This is a genomic window from Zunongwangia profunda SM-A87 (genome assembly GCF_000023465.1).
GTDB classification, from domain to species: Bacteria; Bacteroidota; Bacteroidia; order Flavobacteriales; family Flavobacteriaceae; genus Zunongwangia; species Zunongwangia profunda.
Genome location: NC_014041.1, coordinates 2,658,885 through 2,675,901, shown reverse-complemented (window position 1 = coordinate 2,675,901; position 17,017 = coordinate 2,658,885). Strand labels below are relative to the sequence as shown.

Sequence of the window (17,017 nt, the reverse complement as noted above, 5' to 3'; positions counted from 1 at the left end):
TTCTTTTTTTAGAAATTTACATTTAGACCAACCATATATGTTCTAGGCTGTGGATAGTATCCAACATCGATTCCTCTAGCCCAGGATTGATTTACGTTACCAAAACCAATTTCTGGATCCATTCCCTTGTAATTGGTAAAAGTGTACAGATTGTTGCTGGTCACGTAGATTCTAAATCTCGAAAATGCATCTAGTTGGTCGGTAAGTTTTGTTAGATCTACCCCAAGATTAACTGTTTTAATTCTTAAGAAATCTGCATCTTCTACGTATAAATCTGAAAAACGAGTATAGTTACCGTTCGAGGTTGTTCCCCATGTTGCTCTGGGTAAGCTATTAGAACTACCTTCAGCGGTCCATCTGTTAACGATCTCTGTCGTATAATTGTAAAATGGTCTTGAATAATCTCTTACTCCGTAAACATTTTGGAAGCCTGCCATACCATAAGTGTAAACAGAGAAATCAAATGCTTTATACTGAAGTTGAATATTAAACCCAAAATTTAAGTTTGGATTTGGATTACCAATCTCTGTCTTATCATCCTGATTTATTTGACCATCGCCATTAAGATCTACAAATCTTACATCCCCGGGCTGCGCATTAGGTTGAATAAGCTGCCCGTTTTGCGAATATTGCTGAATTTCAGACTGATTTTGGAAAATTCCATTTGTTTTTAATCCGTAGAAATATCCAATAGGATGTCCAATTTCAACTCTATTCATCTCGTCTAATCCCTGGAAAAGTAAATTACTTTCTCCGTGAATAATTCCTTCTGAATTGGCAATTCTCAATACCTCATTCTTATTATAAGATATATTAGCGTTTAAATTAAATCTCCAATCTTCGCCAAAATCTATGCTATAACCAGCATTAAATTCTACCCCTTCGTTACGAATATCCCCCCCATTGATAAAAGGAGCATTTGCACCAGCAATTAAAGGAACCGAAGCTTGTACCAACCAGTCTTTAGTTTCTTTTCTATAGTAATCGAACGTAAGTGTTATGTCCGAAAAAATTCTGGCATCAAAACCAATATCAAATTGCTCTGAAGTTTCCCATTTTAGATCCGGATTTGATAAATCGTCTGGACTGGATCCAACTTCCAAAGGCATTTCATTATCTCCCGTTCCAAAGTGATAGTTTTTGTTGTAAGAACTGATGGTAGAAATATATGCGAATTGTTGACTAAACTGGTCATTTCCATTTTGTCCCCAACTACCTCTTAATTTTAAGGAGTTGATGAAGGATTCTTCTGGAAAGAAGTTTTCTCTATCGATATTCCAACCTACTGAAAATGCAGGAAAATAGGCATATTTATTATTGCTACCGAACTCTGATGAACCATCTCTTCTTAAGGTGGCGGTAAATAAATATTTACTGTCGTAATCGTAAAGAAGCCTGGTAAAATAAGATTGAATACTATAATCTACTCTACTGCCACTTACCGTGTTTTGTGTAGGATCTGTTGCGTTAGAAAGATAAGCATGCTCAAAATCATTGAATATTAAATCTCTACCTGTGGCAGACTGATTTTCATATACGTTTTGTCTTGCTGACGTACCTAATAAAAAATCGATATTATGTACATCTGCAATCGTAGTTTTATAATTAAGCGTATTCTCCCAAATCCAGGATACTGTTCTGCTTGAACTTTGTGTTACCTGCGATGTACTGTTATAATCTACATTAGAAAGTTCGTAAAGCGGGTTAAAAGCACGATAATTATTATCATTAATATCTACACCAAAACTTGTTCTAAAGGTGAAGTCACTATGTGAAGCCTCGGCAAAGATATTTCCTACGGCACGATTGGTTTTACTTTCATTAAAATTCCCATAATATAAAGAACCTAGAGGGTTAGTAATATCAGAGCTTATACTTGAACCTGCGTAACTCCCATCTTCATTATATACCGGCATACTTGGCGGAGCATTTAAAAATCCTCTTATATTATTACTATAGATACCCGCATCAGAAACACCTTTATTGTACTCGTTGGCAAACGAAAAGTTTTCACCGATCTTTAAATGATCTTCGATAATATCATAAGTGATATTGGTGTTAAATGTTATACGATCGTATTGAGATTGATCTGTTTGGCTACCAATGATACCTTCTTGTCCAAAATAAGATAATCCGGTTGAATAATTTACTTTATCGCTGCCTCCAGATATTAAGGCCGAATAATTCTGTTTAATGGCTCCGTTATTAAAAAGTTCATCCTGCCAATCGGTATTCGGTAAATTTTCTAATTCCTGCTGAGAATAAAGAGGTGCGTAACCCGAGTTTACCCGAGCTTCATTCATTATGATTCCGTATTCACGACTATTCAATAGGTCTAAGGTTCTGGCAACCTCCTGGAAACCTATATAGCTGTTAACAGAAACACTTGTAACCCCTTTTTTACCTTTTTTGGTAGTCAATAATATAACCCCATTTGCCGCCCTGGCACCATAAATAGAGGCTGCAGAAGCATCTTTTAATATATCCACTCGTTCGATAACGGAAGGGTCTAAATATCCAATACCATTTTCAACTACAACGCCGTCTACAACATAAAGCGGAGAGTTATTGCCAGCAGTCCCTACCCCACGAATGTTCACGGTCATATTTGCACCTGGTTGCCCTGAAGTCGAGGTAATATTTACCCCAGAAGTTTGTCCTTGTAAGGCACTTGTTGCATCGATACTGGCTGTTTGAATCAAATCATCTGATTCTACCATCGAGGTTGCTGCAGTAGATACTTTTTTACGCTGAGTACCGTATCCAACAACCACAATTTCATCAAGTTCTGCCGTAGAAACCTCTAGACTAATATTGATCTCATTTTGGTTGCCTACAGCAACAGTTTTAGTTTCGAAACCGATATAGCTAAAAGACAAATTTTCTGTAGCCTCCGCTTCAATCATATAGTTACCATCAAAATCTGTTGTTGTCCCTCTGGTGGTTCCTTCGACAATGACGCTAACTCCCGGAATAGGTAAACCATCATCTGTAGAGGTCACGGTTCCGCTAATTTCTTTTTGCTGTGCCCAAACGTTTATACCAAACACGCAAAAGATCATGGTTAATAAATAAGGTTTAATCCTAATTTTTAAAATAGTTTGTTGTTTCATACACCTTTATTTAATGAGGATTTGAAAATATAATCCTCGAATTTTTTTTATTTAAAAATTAAACACCCCTCAAATTGAACAGTAAATAATTCAAACGTTATAGTAATAGAAACGAAATTATCAAATTGCACTTCTCAGTAAGGGTATCAAATCGTTTTATAAAGGGATAAAATGTTTTTGTCTAATCTGGGAGGCACCAACAACACTAGTCTCAAAGAATTTTAACATCAAAACGATTTTGATATCCGGAAAATTCTCAAATTTTTGGTATGATTAAAAAACTTAGCTAGTTTTTTATCAAATTTTAGGTACTAGGAGTGCTTCTTTTTATAAGCGGAAGGAAGAATATTGTATTTCTTTTTGAAGTTTTTAGTGAAATACTTAGGATTATTAAAGCCTGTTTTAAATGCAATTTCTGATATCGTTAACTGACTTTTTGCTAATAATTCTTTCCCTTTTTCTAATCGAATATCAGTGATTAACTCTGAAGGTGTTTTTTCAAATAAACTCAAAGTTTTATTATATAAGAAAGATCGACTAACACCAAGATCCAACGCTAAGCGCTCTACACCAAAATCTGGATTCTGATAATTGCTTTTAATTGTCTGAAAAACTTTTCTCATCAATTTTTCATCCTCTGTCTCGATCGTAACCTGATTCGTTACCTTAGGAAGCTCTATTTTCTTTCGATAAGCTTCCTGGAACGATTTTCTTTGTTCGATTAAATTATCGATTCTAGACCTTAAGACTTCTAACTTAAAAGGCTTTGTTATATAATCATTGGCTCCGGCTTTTAAACCGGCAAGTTTATTCTCTTCTCTTTGATTACCCGAAAGCAAAATAAAAGGAATATGTTTGGTACGGGCATCATTTCTAATCTTTAGACAAAGGTCTGTACCTTTCATCCCCGGCATCTCCCAATCACATATAATAAGGTCTGGGACGATAGAGAGTGTTTTTTTCCAACCGGATTCGCCATCTACAGCGATAAATAGGTTATAGCTTTCTCTAAGTGTTTTTCCTAAATAATTTAAAAACTCTCTGGAATCATCGATTATTAAAACTGTAGGCAATGCATCATTTTCTCCCAAAATCTTATTAGAAAGCTTTTCTTTATTCGAAGGAATTTCCCTCATTGTAATATTTTGAAGTGGTAATTTTATAGTAAATAAAGAGCCAGCACCTTCTTTGCTTTCAACACTTATCTCACCAGAATATAATTTAACGTATTCTTGCACTAAAGCGAGGCCAATACCACTCCCCGTTTTATTTAGGTCAGTGTCTAAATCTGACTTATAAAATCTATCAAATATATGTGGCTGATCTTTTTCTGAAATCCCAATTCCGGTATCCTTAACTTTTATGATAAAATTTTTCTTTTCTGTTTTTTCTTCAGGGTCGGGAAGGCTTTCTCCAACTTCTAGAATAATATGTACTTCCCCGCCTAATGGCGTAAATTTAACCGCATTAGAAAGTAAATTGTATACAATTTTGTCTAGTTTATCCATATCGAATATGGTATAAAACTTAGATTCTTCACTAACAAAGAATAATTTCACTCCTTTAGTTTCGGCATAGTCACTAAAACCATTTACAATGTCAGCTATAAAATCAATAATATTTGCCTTGGAAGAGGTTAATAGAGTATCGTTTTTTACATTGCCCAAATCTAAAACCTGATTAATTAAATTAAGTAAACGTTGGGCATTATCATTAATAATATTGATTTGTTCTTTAACATCCGCACCAAGATGCTGTTGGTTTAATCTTGAAACCGGCGACAAGATCATAGATAGCGGAGTTTTGAACTCATGACTTATATTCGTAAAAAAACGAATCTTCATCAAATCCATTTTATGTAGATAAGCTGCTTCCCGCTTTTCCTGTTGAATTTCAAAGTTTTTTCGTTGCTTCTGAATAATCCTTTTTCTTCCCAGATAAAGCAATACAAGTATCAATATCACATAGCCGATATACGCATAAATTGTTTTATAGAATGGCGGCAAAATTTCTATAGTTAGCATCGCTCCTTCTCGATTCCAAACCTGATCGTTATTAGAAGCCTGTACGCTAAAATTGTATGTTCCGGGATCTATATTTGTATAGGAAGCAACTCGTTGTGAACTACTCAGGTTTTGCCATCCATTATCTACGCCTTCAAGTTTATATCGATAATTATTTTTTGAAGGCTGGAAAAAATCTAATGCTGCAAATTCAATTGAAAAGAAGTTTTGATCATGTTTTAGGGTGATCTTTTCAGTTTCATAGAGCGGTTTTTTTAGTAATACCTTATTTCCTATTTTTTCACCTGTAGAAATATCATCGTTGAAAAGACTAAATTCAGTAAAAATAATTTTCGGTTGCTTCTGATTGTATTCAAATTCCTGTGGCTTAAATACATTATAACCGTTCAGTCCTCCAACTAATATCTCTCCGTCTCTATTTTTATAAATAGAATTTTCATTGAATAGATTTCCCTGTAAGCCATCCAAATCATTATAGATTTTAAAATCTGGAGGAATTCTATCATTAATTTCTTTCACTGATCCTTTTTTGAATTGTGCAATACCAAAAGAGGAAGTAATCCAAAGATCATTTTCCTCATCTTCTACAATTCCTATAATCTTTTCACCTGGCAAACCGTCTTCTTTTCTGTAGCGATAAAAAACACCATTCTTCTCATTATAAAGATTTAAACCTTTATGAGATCCTATCCACATATGTTGTTTTTTATCCTTGTAGATCGTCAGAATATTGTCATCACTCAAACTTGTGTCATCTTCTGGTATATGATAAAGATGATCTACTACATTCTCTAAAGGATCTATGACATCTATTCCGTTAGAGGTTCCTATCCATATCTTAGCATTTTGATCTTCATTTATAGAAGATATATAATTGGCATGAATAGGATATTTGCCACCACCTTCAAATGAATGTATAAAACCGCTATTTTTTTCATCAAAAATATCTACACCTGCGGTTAAAGTTCCAATCCAAAGACGCCCTTTAGAATCCTCGAATAGTTCCCAAATATTATCACCCGCTATACTTGTACTATCTTTAGGATCATGTCTAAAATGCTTAAAACCATCCTTAGTTAATAGATTTAAACCTCCCAAATAAGTTCCTGCCCATAATCGATTTTTACTATCAAACAGCAAACTTACTATTACATCGCTCGAAATGCTATTTGAATCTTCTACATCATGTAAAAACTGCTCATATTTTCCGGTTTCTTGATCTAGTTTTAGAAGTCCTCCGCCGTTAGTGCCGATATATAAATTTCTGTTATCCTCTGTGAATACATTTACATCATTAAAAGGTAAACTTTCAGGATTGGAAAGCAGCTTTTTTTGTAACGGAAAACGTATAATATTGGGATGATAATAATCAATTCCGTTTTTAAAAGTCCCTATCCAAAGTATACCATCCTGATCGACATATAATGAAGTAATACTATTATGTGAAAGCGTATTCCCTATCTCCGTATTATTTTTTATATATCTAACAAAGAGGTCGTTTACATCAATGACATTAATACCTCCCAGATCAGATCCTATCCATATTTTTCCATCACCATCCTTTTCTATAGCACTTATAAGATTACTGCTTAATGGAAGCTCTTTTGATTCATTGGTGTAATGATTTAATTTATTTTTTTCAATTTGATAATTAAAGACTCCGTAATTTTGAAACAAATGAATCCACAAATCACCATTATGGACTTGCAACAAAAAACTGGACAAATAGTTGAATGACTACGCTGCTAGTTTAAGGTTATACATGTCTAATTCAAATTCTCTTATAGTTCTATTTCCTAAAAAGGAATGTCTTCTTCTATTATTATACCAAGTTTCTATCCATCCAAAGATGGATAACTCCGCTTCAGATCTCAACTTATAATTGTGCCTATAAACCCATTCTACCTTTAATGATTTAAAGAACGATTCAGCAATGGCATTATCCCAGCAATTACCTTTTCTGCTCATAGATTGGTTTACTAAGCCATTGTAACTTTTAATTAATGAGGTAAACTTATGGCTGGCATATTGTATACCTCGGTCGGAATGAAAAATTAAAGACTGGGTTAAAGTAGTTTTCTTTATAGCCATATGCCAAGCCTTAATAATAGTGTCTTCTGTACTTAGATTATCGCTTAGAGCCCATCCAACAACTTTGCGGTTAAACAAATCAATAATGACAGTAAGGTATAACCAGCCCTGTTTGGTTTTGATATAGGTTATATCGCTTACCCAAACTTGATCCTGTCGGCTTACTTCAAAGTTTTGGTTTAATAAATTAGGAGCTATGGGGTAATTATGTTGACTATATGTGGTTGCTTTAAACTTACGTTTTCGTTTTGCAAACAAATAATTAGCACTCATAATACGTGCAACTCTAGGCTTTGATATTTTATAGCCTAATGTCTCTAGTTCTGTTTTTATTCTAGGTGAACCATAGCTTTGAAAGCTATCTTTAAATATAGATTTAATAAGCCCAGTTACCTTTTGATTTTCTAACCATAATTTACTTGGTCCCGATTGTAACCAATGGTAATAGCCACTTTTGCTTACTTTCAATATTTTACACATCGTCTCGACAGGAAATCTCATAAGGTGTTGTTTTATAAACCTGTATTTTTCTTGTCGCTCGCGGAGAAGATGCTGATGGCCTTTTTTAAGATGTCTCGTTCTAACTCGGCTTCTTTTAATGCCTTTTTTAATCGGGCTATCTCTTTTTCTTCATCGGTCATTTTAGGATTACCACGGCCAGGGAAACTGTTGTTACCGTAATCTTTTAACTCTCTACGCCAACGGTAAAGTACAGATGGAAATATATCCAAGTCTTCACATACTTGTTTTACATTGCCTTTAGCATAACTTAACTCGACTGCTTTTTGTTTAAATTCTAAGGTGTAATGTTTAGATTTTCTTCTCATAATTGCTAAGGTAATAACTAGCAAAAATATTCTCTCAACTTAGTGTCCGGTCTAATGTAGTAATTCCATTATTATCAATAACCATCCTAAAATCATGCTGTTCACCTCCAAAGATTTCTTTTAAATGATGATATTCAGAAATGATCGAAAAAGAATTAATATCCAGTTTATGTATTAATCCATTTGTGTATATGATCCATAACTCATTTTTATCTGAAACATTTACTGAAGTGGGTGTTATGCTTTCTTGCTTTAAATATGAATTATAATCTTTCAGCTCATCTTTAGTATTCTTTTCTGCATTTACTCTTGTTACCGAAGCATCAGTATGAATCAATAGAAAATCGTCTCCAATTGAAATGATGTCCTTTACTTTACGCTCAGAAATATTAAAATACTTTAGAATAGCATCTTGATCACTGGTAAAAGATTGATCAATAGGATCGAAAATATTGATCCCTTCAGGAGTTTCGCACCAAATATTTCCAAGAGGCCCTTTAAAAATTCTTCTAAAATTTCTGGATTGAATTGCTGAAGGATTTGAAGATTTAGGACTGTAATTCTGAAATTCATAACCATCATAACGATTAAGCCCAGAGGTGGTAGCTATCCATAAAAACCCATCTTTCTCCTTATAAAAATCATTAACGGCTCCCGGCGACAATCCATCCGCGACCCCTTTATGTGCAAAGCGATATTCGTTATGTATGGGTGTTAAAGTAGTGTCTGTCTGAGACCAGCCAAAAAGTGAGAAAGAAACATACACATACAAAAAAGAGACAAATCTCATTCAAAATACCGAATTTACTATTTTAAATAAATTTTGGAAAACATAAATTATATAATCTTTTCATTCTTAAAATTTAATCTAATAGATGCTTACACTAATTTTAAAAATCGGAATATAGTTATATGAATGTCAAATGGTAGTAAAAGGTAATAAAAACTTTTGCGAATTTTCAAATAAAGAATTATGGTCATAACAACTACAAGTTTATAATTTATTCATCTTTTATCCAAAAAATGTAATTGCTTTTAAGGCTAAAAAAGAAATCCGAACTCCTCTTTTAATTAAGTATTATCGGGATCGATTTATTCAACTGTACGTTTCCGTTGGTCTATACTAGCCACACGGCTGCTTAGTTATTAGAAAAAGTTTTTTGTTGTTGTATTCTTCCCAACTTTTTATGACTTGCAATTCAACATAGTTTTCCATTTTCTCAATCAGATTGTCCTTGTCGAAATACATTTTAAATGTTTTGGACATCCAATATGATTTCCAGAAATATTCTTTTCCATCAACAAAAATAGAGTCATTTTTAACCATTACATTGTAATAAAAGTCAGTATTACAGTTTTTATGTAGGAAAAATGTTTTGTGCAAAACATCTGATATTCCAATTTCCAATAAATTGTTTTTCTTCTCACAACTAAACGTAATCAAAGAAATCAAAAGTAATAATATTAAAGTTTTGATTTTTTTTCATCATGGTTTACAACGATAGCTAAAAATGGTATTTTTTTAGAACATTATTTTTATAGACTTTTAGGAGACTTTCTTTCCAATTCTTGGTTTTGGGGACTTTTGCCCTTAAAAACTCAACCTGTATTTTTCACAAGTCTACCCCCAGCCTAACGGCTACTATTAAAATGCTCAAAAAAATAAACTCCAACTTAACGCCAGTCAACAGGATGTTCATTTTGGGTCGCAAGCGACCACAAGAGGACTTAGTTATTGGCAAAACTTTATTGTGGTTTTATATATTCTAACGCCTCTGGCCCCCCTTTAAGTAGGGCAAATACGAAACCTGCAATGATAGATAATATCATTAAAATTATAAATGCCACAAAACCAAGAAGCATTACTATTAAAACTCTACTTATAATACTTTTTAATGATTTTTGTTCATAGAAACCTTTAAAAAACCAAACCATTATGACTGGTATTGTAAACATTGACAAACTTGATACTTGAATAATTAAACCTGGATCATCGTTTAAAAAAAGCATTATCGGATAAATAACAATTATATTTACAATGGTATATACCGATAATATATAGGAATTTATAACTATATGTTCATAATAATTTTGTCCACATTTTCTAAATCCTATTTTGGTTAAAAGTGCTAAAAATGGAATAAAAGATAACATAATTAGAGAATTGTAGCTTGAGGTAAAAGACAAAATATCAATCATCAATGGAGAATTCAAATTTTGTTCTAAATAGTACAATTCCATAATTTCTTTTAGCCCTACAATTTGAAAAGAGATGAAAGCGGATATACCACTCAAAAGAAAAGCTAATAATATTGGTTTATAATGATTTATTCTGCTACCATTGATAAATTCTTTTGCTGTCTTTCCTGGATTCTTAAGTATGCTTTTTACAGAGAATAGAAATCCTTTATTTGTTTGTAAGACCGTATTTTCCAATTCAGAAAATATGTATTTTCTATCGATCCTGCTAAACCTTTTTTGACCACAATTTCCACAGTAGTTTTCTTCTATGGATTTTCCACAATTTAAACAAGATTCAGCCATTTTATTATAGATTTCTTCTCTTAATTTCCATTTTTGTTTTAACATAATCTCGCCAAGAACGAAATAAGAAAAATGTAAAAACGAATGGCATAAAAATAAAAACTTTAGCTCCTTTATTTATGGTAATTATAATAGCACAAGTCACTAAAATAATAATCATCATAGCGTAAAAGCCTAAAATGATTTTTTTTGGTTTTAAATCTTTTAGTAATTTTTTATCTGATAGCTCTTGTATATTTATATTCATTATTAATCTTAATTACGCTTGTTGACAATTCTGCTAACTATAGCTAAAAATAGTATTTTTTAGAACATTATTTTTATAGACTTTTAGGGTACTTTTTTTCCAATGCTTGGTTTTGGGGACTTTTGCCCTTAAAAACTCAGTGTTTTTCTTAAGTTCCACCTCGCCTAACGGCTACTATTAAAATGCTCAGCAAAAAGCTTTGTACACCCATTCTTCACTTTCCGCTTTATATGAATTCAATTCAGTATTCTTATAAGTTGTTGTTACAATCGTGTCGACTAGATTATAAACCTGTCTATTTTTGATTGGTTTTTTATCAATTCTGAAGTAGCAGATCATTTTTCAATTTTTCCACTTTAGGATACGTTAAGGGTTTTATAATAAATGATTTCACTCGGGAGTGCTTATAGGAACGCCTTTTATCGCCCTCGGTTGGGGTCGAACTTACGATAATAACCTTAATGTTATCAAATCTTTTATGAGCATCCAGGTATGCCAGCACTTCCCAACCGTTTAAAACAGGCATGTTTAAGTCTAAAAACAATAGTATCTTCTCATTAACCATATTTTCGATACAAGATATTGCTTGTTTGGGATTAGTAAAAACATCAATACTATCTTCAGGAAAGAAACTGCTTACAACTTTTTGATTGATAATATTGGTGATAGGATCATCATCTAAGAGTATAATAGTCATGAATTTCTTCTTTCGTTTCTGAAATTTCACAAATTTTACGCACCAGCATATCTAGTTTTTTACTTTCTGTATCCATATAATGAATAAATTGAGTCACCTCCTCGTTTAATTTCTGATTACGCAAAATATGAATTATCCCAAGAATATTTGCTAAGGGGGCACGGACAATATGAGCTTGCGTCCATTTTATTTCATTAAGCTTACGGTATTGCGTCTCAAGAGCTTTTACTTTTTCCATCTTCTCCGTAATTTCTGTGGAAAAACCGGATACTCCAATTATTTGATCGCTATCTTCCTGGATTATAGGGTTAAGAGAAATTTCATAATATCTAATTCGCTGAGTTAATTTATCCATTTCACAATATTGAAAATTTATTTGTTCTCCCTGAAAAGCCTTTCTATACATTATAAGCCATTGCCAACGATTTTTTCTGGTCATTTGAGATAATAAACCACTTTGGTCTTCCCCTGATTCCACAACTTTATAAAAATTACGAACATGATCATGAAACGCCGGATTAGACAGGATTAAATTATGCTTCCTATCAACTACCCAGATACAATTCCTAGCACTTTGAATTACATAGCGCTGTAAATGTTGAATTTTTTTGAACTGAAACTCCTGAAATTTAACTTTAGAGATATCCCTAAAGTAAACATAGCTATTCGTCGTGCTATGGATAATGGTATATTCATACCATCTATTTTTCTGTCGATCATAAACCTGGCCTACAAGCGTTCGTTTTTTAGCCAGTTTTTTCTTTACTGTATTAAAAACCAAACTGGCATAAGCGCCATTTTGGGCTAATTCTTGCATTGATTGCCCGTAAAGACCATTATTTAAGCCTAACATTGTAATTAACGCTGTATTATACTGAACTATTTCTTCATTATTGTTGAGTCTAAGAACACCTACATGAATGGTATCTAAAATCTCTTTTCTTTCATTCAACACTTCTAACAAGTATTTTCTACTTTCACGCTCAGGTGTAATATCTTCAAGAATACCGGAAATTTTAAAAGGAAGATTGTTTTTAAATATAATTTTAGCAATTGCCTTAAAATGACGGTTCCTACCTTTGCCGACCAATGCGTGAAATTCAAAAGATTGAATACTTGAATATGGATTTTTAAAAAGGGCATTAAAAATTAATTTACGATCATTTGCCGTAACAGCCATTTGCCAAATCATATTTTCAGCAATATGTTCAGGGGAATTAAACATCTTAAAGACATTCTTTGACCAGGAGATCTTTTTCGAGCTTACATCATACTCCCACTCCCCTATCATACGATTATATTGTAAGAGGCTGATCGTATTAGAAAGCTCCTGCACCTTATTGTTAGAAAATTCTAAACGTTTTTGAATACAGTTTTTTAAATGTCTTTTATCTAACCAGTCGGTATATAATACGTCTGAATATCCTAAATCTTGTATCGTAGAAAAATTCTCTTCGACATCAGGATTCAAAATAAGGATGGCTGTATTGTTTGCTATCGGTTTTTTAGGAATGCCCTGATCTATAGAATTGTGATGAACAAATACAAAGTCAACATTACTCGATTTTACTGAAGACAATCCGAAATCATCCATATTATTAAGCCCCAATTCCTTTAGAATATGGGACAAATCTTTATAAAGTGAGCTAGATGTTGTATCGATTTTAAAAAAAAGACAATGCATATTGTCCATAACTAGAGGTATTTATTAAATGCTTATCGCAACAACAATTTTTTATTTAATAATTGTCGAATATAAATCAATATTTCAATAAAATACGTTTTATATTAAGGTTTAATAATCAAGATAATTTTTTATCAGTAAATTAAAAAAAATGTCAATTTTCTCCTATTTTCGGAAAATAAATACTTAATCTAATAGAAAAATAGATTAAATCATTTTAACTAATGACATCTCAAAACGATATACAGTTTAAACATTTTTTCCTATGGTCTGCAGATTTACTTTGTATCGCGGGCTATGACGGATTTTTGCGGCAGGTTAATCCGGCTTTATGCAAACGCCTGGGCTATTCCATGATGGAACTACAACATCGTCCTATCCTGGATTTTTTGCATCCTGAGGACTATGAGAAGACTAAACAGGCTCGTTTGAACCTGCAGAATAGTAGGCCGCTGTATGATTTCGAAAATCGATATATAACAAAATCCGGAGAGACCATATGGTTATCCTGGACTTCTATTCCTATACCAGAGCGCCAGTTAATTTATGCGATTGCTAAGGATATCACCGCAAAAAAATTATTGGAAAATCATCGTAATGATATGATTCAAAATCTAAATCAACGCAACAAAGCTCTGCAAAAAGTGAACTATATGACTTCGCATGATTTACGATCTTGTGTGAGTAACTTGCAGAATTTATATTCATTATTGGATTTAGAAAATATTGATCCTGAAAACAGAGAGATTGTTGATCTTATAGCAGATGCCACAGAAGAATTAAAAGTAACCCTTAGTGATTATATAGACGAGCTTAAAAGAAATTCAGAAGAAAAAATAAAAGCAGACAATATTTATCTTTATTCCGTATTACAACGGGTTCTAGAAAATATTAAAACCCTACTGACGGCCATAAATGTTAAGCTGAAAATTGACTTTTCAGAAGCAGAGATGGTTTATTTCAGTAAAACCTACCTCTATAGTATTTTTTTAAATCTTATCTCGAACTCCATAAAATATGCAACGGCAAAGCCACAATTAATTATCGCTATGAAAAGTTCACAAACCAATTCATTTATTCATTTAGAATATAAAGACAATGGAATTGGTTTTGATGCAGAAAAGTATAAGGAACGCATTTTTCAAGCCCACCAGCAAGCATTTCAGGAAAAAGTAGTGACAGAAAATATCACAAAAGATAGTAAAGGATTGGGACTTTATCTGCTCCAAAGTCATATGGATGAACTTGGAGGAAAAGTATCCATACATAGTCGCCCAGGCCATGGTATTAAGGTAGATCTTTATTTTCCGAAAGTCAAATAATCTAAATATAAGATAACTCTTTCAGTAATCCTGCTTCCTTTACTTAATAACGCCTCCTGTTAAACCTTTCTATAAAGCACATTAATCTTTCCCAACTTAATATTCTATCCTTGTGGATATAAAGATACCCGCACTAATACAAATCAATAAATAATCAATTCTATCATTTTAAGGCAAGATTGTAAAAAAACGCTTAGAATCATCCAAATAAATAAACTATTCAAGAAAATGAAATGATTTTAATTATATCTCCTGTGACTAATGGAACATTGGAACTCAAGATAACATTAAATCAAATGAAAAAATTTTGGATAAAACCATATATAATTTATTGCTCATTCGAACTTAATTATATAATTCTACTCCAATTTTCTATTAGGTTTGTATTTGCTAAATTAGTTATTTAAATACTCAGATAGTCATATACAGATATTAGCAGCCAGATAAACAAACCAACTGCTTAAATACATCACCAAACTCATTATATAATTGGAATCTTTAGAAGAATTTTATAAGCATAAGTTTCAAACACCACCAAAAATCAAAAATCAGAAAAATGGGTTGTTTGACATGTTTACTATTGAAGAAAACATGAAATATAATGTGAAGACCCCCGCTTATGTGCGGCGGGATTTTTATAAAATTCTGCTATTTGAGGGCGAAAATATTTTTCACTTTGGCGATGAAAGTATTCCGGTTTCAGGGAAGACACTTTTATTTTTCAACCCCAATACGCCCTATACTTACGAAACATTAGCCCCAGGAACCAAAGGTTATTTTTGTGTTTTTAAAGAAGATTTTTTTAAGGATAGCCTTAGAATTCATCTCACTGACCTACCACTATTTAAACCTTTTTCAAAACCCATCTATCCACTTTCAGATGATTTATTTGCAGAAATACATCCACTTTTTGTCAAAATGAAAAATGAAATGGAAGGGGATTACAGCTATAAATATGAGCTGATTAAAAGTTATGTGTCAGCATTAATATTTAGTGCTCTTAAACTTTCGGTTAGTCCTGCAAAGCCTGAATCTACCAATGCCGCTACTAGGATTACGGCTGTATTTATGGAGGTATTGGATAGGCAATTCTCTATAGAAAGCATCTCCCAAAAGATTACTTGTCGAACCCCGGCCGATTTCGCAGACCAACTGGCCATCCATATCAATTACTTAAACCGGGTTTTAAAGAAAACGACAGGAAAAACCACCACTGAACTCATTAACGAACGCTTATTGAGTGAGGCAAAAGCATTACTTAAGCATAGCAACTGGAATATTGCTGAAATTAGTGAAGCACTTGGTTATAAAGACCAGTCTCATTTTAGCTCATTTTTTAAAAGCCAAACCCAGTATGCTCCATCAGACTTCAGAAAGGTTTGATGGTTACAAACTATGGTTTCTTTAGGGTAAATTTAAAGCCAGTGGTCCAGCTTAATTTTGTGGAAAATATAAAGTTATGCAAAATTCAAAAATTTGGTACATCACCGGAGCCTCTAAAGGGCTCGGATTATCACTAACAAAACAACTTTTACTAAAAGGCGAAAAAGTTGCCGCCACAAGCAGAAATGTAAAAACACTATCTAAAAAAGTAGGAAGTAAATATGCAGCTTCTTTTCTTCCGCTTGAAGTAGAGCTCACCAATGAGCAATCCATCAAAAACTCCATCGCATCGACCATTGACAGTTTTGGTAAAATTGATGTCGTAGTGAACAACGCGGGCTATGGTACCGGTGGCGCTTTAGAAGAACTAACCGAGGATGAAATTCAACAGAGTTTTGATGTTAATTTCTTTGCCGTAATTAAAGTCATACAACAAGCGCTTCCTTATATGCGAAAAGAGCAATCCGGTCATATCATCAATATTTCATCAATTGCCGGTTTTGCTCCTGGCACGGGTTGGTCGGTATATGGAGCAGCCAAATCGGCCATGAACGGACTTTCTGAAGCTTTAGCCCAAGAGTTGAAGCCATTCGGAATAAATGTTTCCATAATTTCTCCCGGTTGGTTTAGAACAAGTTTTGCCAAGGAAGAATCCATCGAGCTAAACCAAAACCAAATTTCAGCTTACGAGCATATTAGAACAGCGCATCAAAAGTTTAAATCAATAGATGGCCATCAAATCGGAAATCCCGATAAGGTGGCTGCTGTGTTATTAAAACTTGTAAATGAACCCCATCCACCCATAAACCTATTTTTAGGCAGTGATGCTTACGATAGGGCTTTTTCTAAAATTGAAGAGTTAGCAGATTCGATGAAAAAGCGAAAAGAAGTATCCTTTTCAACAGATTTTGAGTAAATAGGTTCTCCTTATTATTGTAAAACGATTATCCTGACATGACGCTTTTATCTTTCTATAAAATAGAATAAAGTATGGTACTAATAGAGTAAAAAATCAGATATTATATTGGCTTCATCACCAAAAAACTAAAGTAAAATTGATCATATTTTAATCTAAGTGCTACATG

The 17,017-nt window shown here is 33.0% G+C and carries 11 protein-coding genes; 3 read left to right on the top strand and 8 right to left on the bottom strand.

The window, feature by feature from the left end; genetic code table 11:
• Positions 1-8 precede the first annotated feature (8 nt).
• The 8 genes from ZPR_RS11815 to ZPR_RS11770 all read right to left on the bottom strand — a co-directional run bounded on the left by ZPR_RS11815 (position 9) and on the right by ZPR_RS11770 (position 13,236).
• Entirely contained in the window at positions 9-3,113 is a 3,105-nt protein-coding gene (locus tag ZPR_RS11815) for a SusC/RagA family TonB-linked outer membrane protein (protein WP_013071909.1), read from the bottom strand.
• 311 nt (positions 3,114-3,424) lie between these two features.
• Complete coding sequence (locus tag ZPR_RS11810; protein ID WP_187288234.1) at positions 3,425-6,850, bottom strand: hybrid sensor histidine kinase/response regulator transcription factor; 3,426 nt, start codon at positions 6,848-6,850, stop codon at positions 3,425-3,427.
• Between the two features lie 24 nt (positions 6,851-6,874).
• Positions 6,875-8,079 (bottom strand): IS3 family transposase gene (locus ZPR_RS11805; protein WP_086026153.1). Its coding sequence is split into 2 segments (ribosomal slippage): positions 6,875-7,800 and positions 7,800-8,079, totalling 1,206 coding nucleotides; the frame shifts between segments, so codons are not numbered across the junction.
• Between the two features lie 10 nt (positions 8,080-8,089).
• Positions 8,090-8,845: a ligand-binding sensor domain-containing protein gene (locus ZPR_RS11795; protein ID WP_041578879.1), complete on the bottom strand. Its 756-nt coding sequence runs from the start codon at positions 8,843-8,845 to the stop codon at positions 8,090-8,092.
• Between the two features lie 956 nt (positions 8,846-9,801).
• On the bottom strand, positions 9,802-10,644 hold the full coding sequence (locus tag ZPR_RS11785; protein ID WP_233421297.1) for a DUF3667 domain-containing protein: 843 nt from the start codon (positions 10,642-10,644) through the stop codon (positions 9,802-9,804).
• Positions 10,604-10,846: a hypothetical protein gene (locus tag ZPR_RS11780; protein WP_013071904.1), complete on the bottom strand. Its 243-nt coding sequence runs from the start codon at positions 10,844-10,846 to the stop codon at positions 10,604-10,606. Before ZPR_RS11780 ends, ZPR_RS11785 begins: the two co-directional genes overlap by 41 nt.
• Before the next feature lie 316 nt (positions 10,847-11,162).
• Entirely contained in the window at positions 11,163-11,543 is a 381-nt protein-coding gene (locus ZPR_RS11775; RefSeq protein ID WP_013071902.1) for a response regulator, read from the bottom strand.
• Positions 11,521-13,236, bottom strand: coding sequence for a PAS domain-containing protein (locus tag ZPR_RS11770; protein ID WP_013071901.1), 1,716 nt, complete (start codon positions 13,234-13,236; stop codon positions 11,521-11,523). The genes ZPR_RS11775 and ZPR_RS11770 overlap by 23 nt, the downstream gene beginning before the upstream one ends.
• A 215-nt stretch (positions 13,237-13,451) precedes the next feature.
• Here ZPR_RS11770 and ZPR_RS11765 point away from each other — a divergent pair, with 215 nt between their 5' ends.
• From ZPR_RS11765 to ZPR_RS11755, 3 genes are all read left to right on the top strand, one after another.
• Positions 13,452-14,549 carry a sensor histidine kinase gene (locus tag ZPR_RS11765; protein WP_013071900.1) on the top strand — a complete coding sequence of 366 codons (1,098 nt, stop codon included), beginning with the start codon at positions 13,452-13,454 and terminating at the stop codon, positions 14,547-14,549.
• A gap of 489 nt (positions 14,550-15,038) precedes the next feature.
• On the top strand, positions 15,039-15,932 hold the full coding sequence (locus tag ZPR_RS11760; protein WP_013071899.1) for an AraC family transcriptional regulator: 894 nt from the start codon (positions 15,039-15,041) through the stop codon (positions 15,930-15,932).
• A 76-nt stretch (positions 15,933-16,008) separates the two neighbouring features.
• On the top strand, positions 16,009-16,848 hold the full coding sequence (locus ZPR_RS11755) for an SDR family oxidoreductase (RefSeq protein ID WP_013071898.1): 840 nt from the start codon (positions 16,009-16,011) through the stop codon (positions 16,846-16,848).
• Positions 16,849-17,017: the final 169 nt, after the last annotated feature.

Coding starts and splice junctions, on each gene's coding strand:
- ZPR_RS11815 (WP_013071909.1), bottom strand. CDS start 3,113: ATGAAACAACAAACTATTTTAAAAATTAGGATTAAACCTTATTTATTA.
- ZPR_RS11795 (WP_041578879.1), bottom strand. CDS start 8,845: ATGAGATTTGTCTCTTTTTTGTATGTGTATGTTTCTTTCTCACTTTTT.
- ZPR_RS11785 (WP_233421297.1), bottom strand. CDS start 10,644: ATGTTAAAACAAAAATGGAAATTAAGAGAAGAAATCTATAATAAAATG.
- ZPR_RS11780 (WP_013071904.1), bottom strand. CDS start 10,846: ATGAATATAAATATACAAGAGCTATCAGATAAAAAATTACTAAAAGAT.
- ZPR_RS11775 (WP_013071902.1), bottom strand. CDS start 11,543: ATGACTATTATACTCTTAGATGATGATCCTATCACCAATATTATCAAT.
- ZPR_RS11770 (WP_013071901.1), bottom strand. CDS start 13,236: ATGGACAATATGCATTGTCTTTTTTTTAAAATCGATACAACATCTAGC.
- ZPR_RS11765 (WP_013071900.1), top strand. CDS start 13,452: ATGACATCTCAAAACGATATACAGTTTAAACATTTTTTCCTATGGTCT.
- ZPR_RS11755 (WP_013071898.1), top strand. CDS start 16,009: ATGCAAAATTCAAAAATTTGGTACATCACCGGAGCCTCTAAAGGGCTC.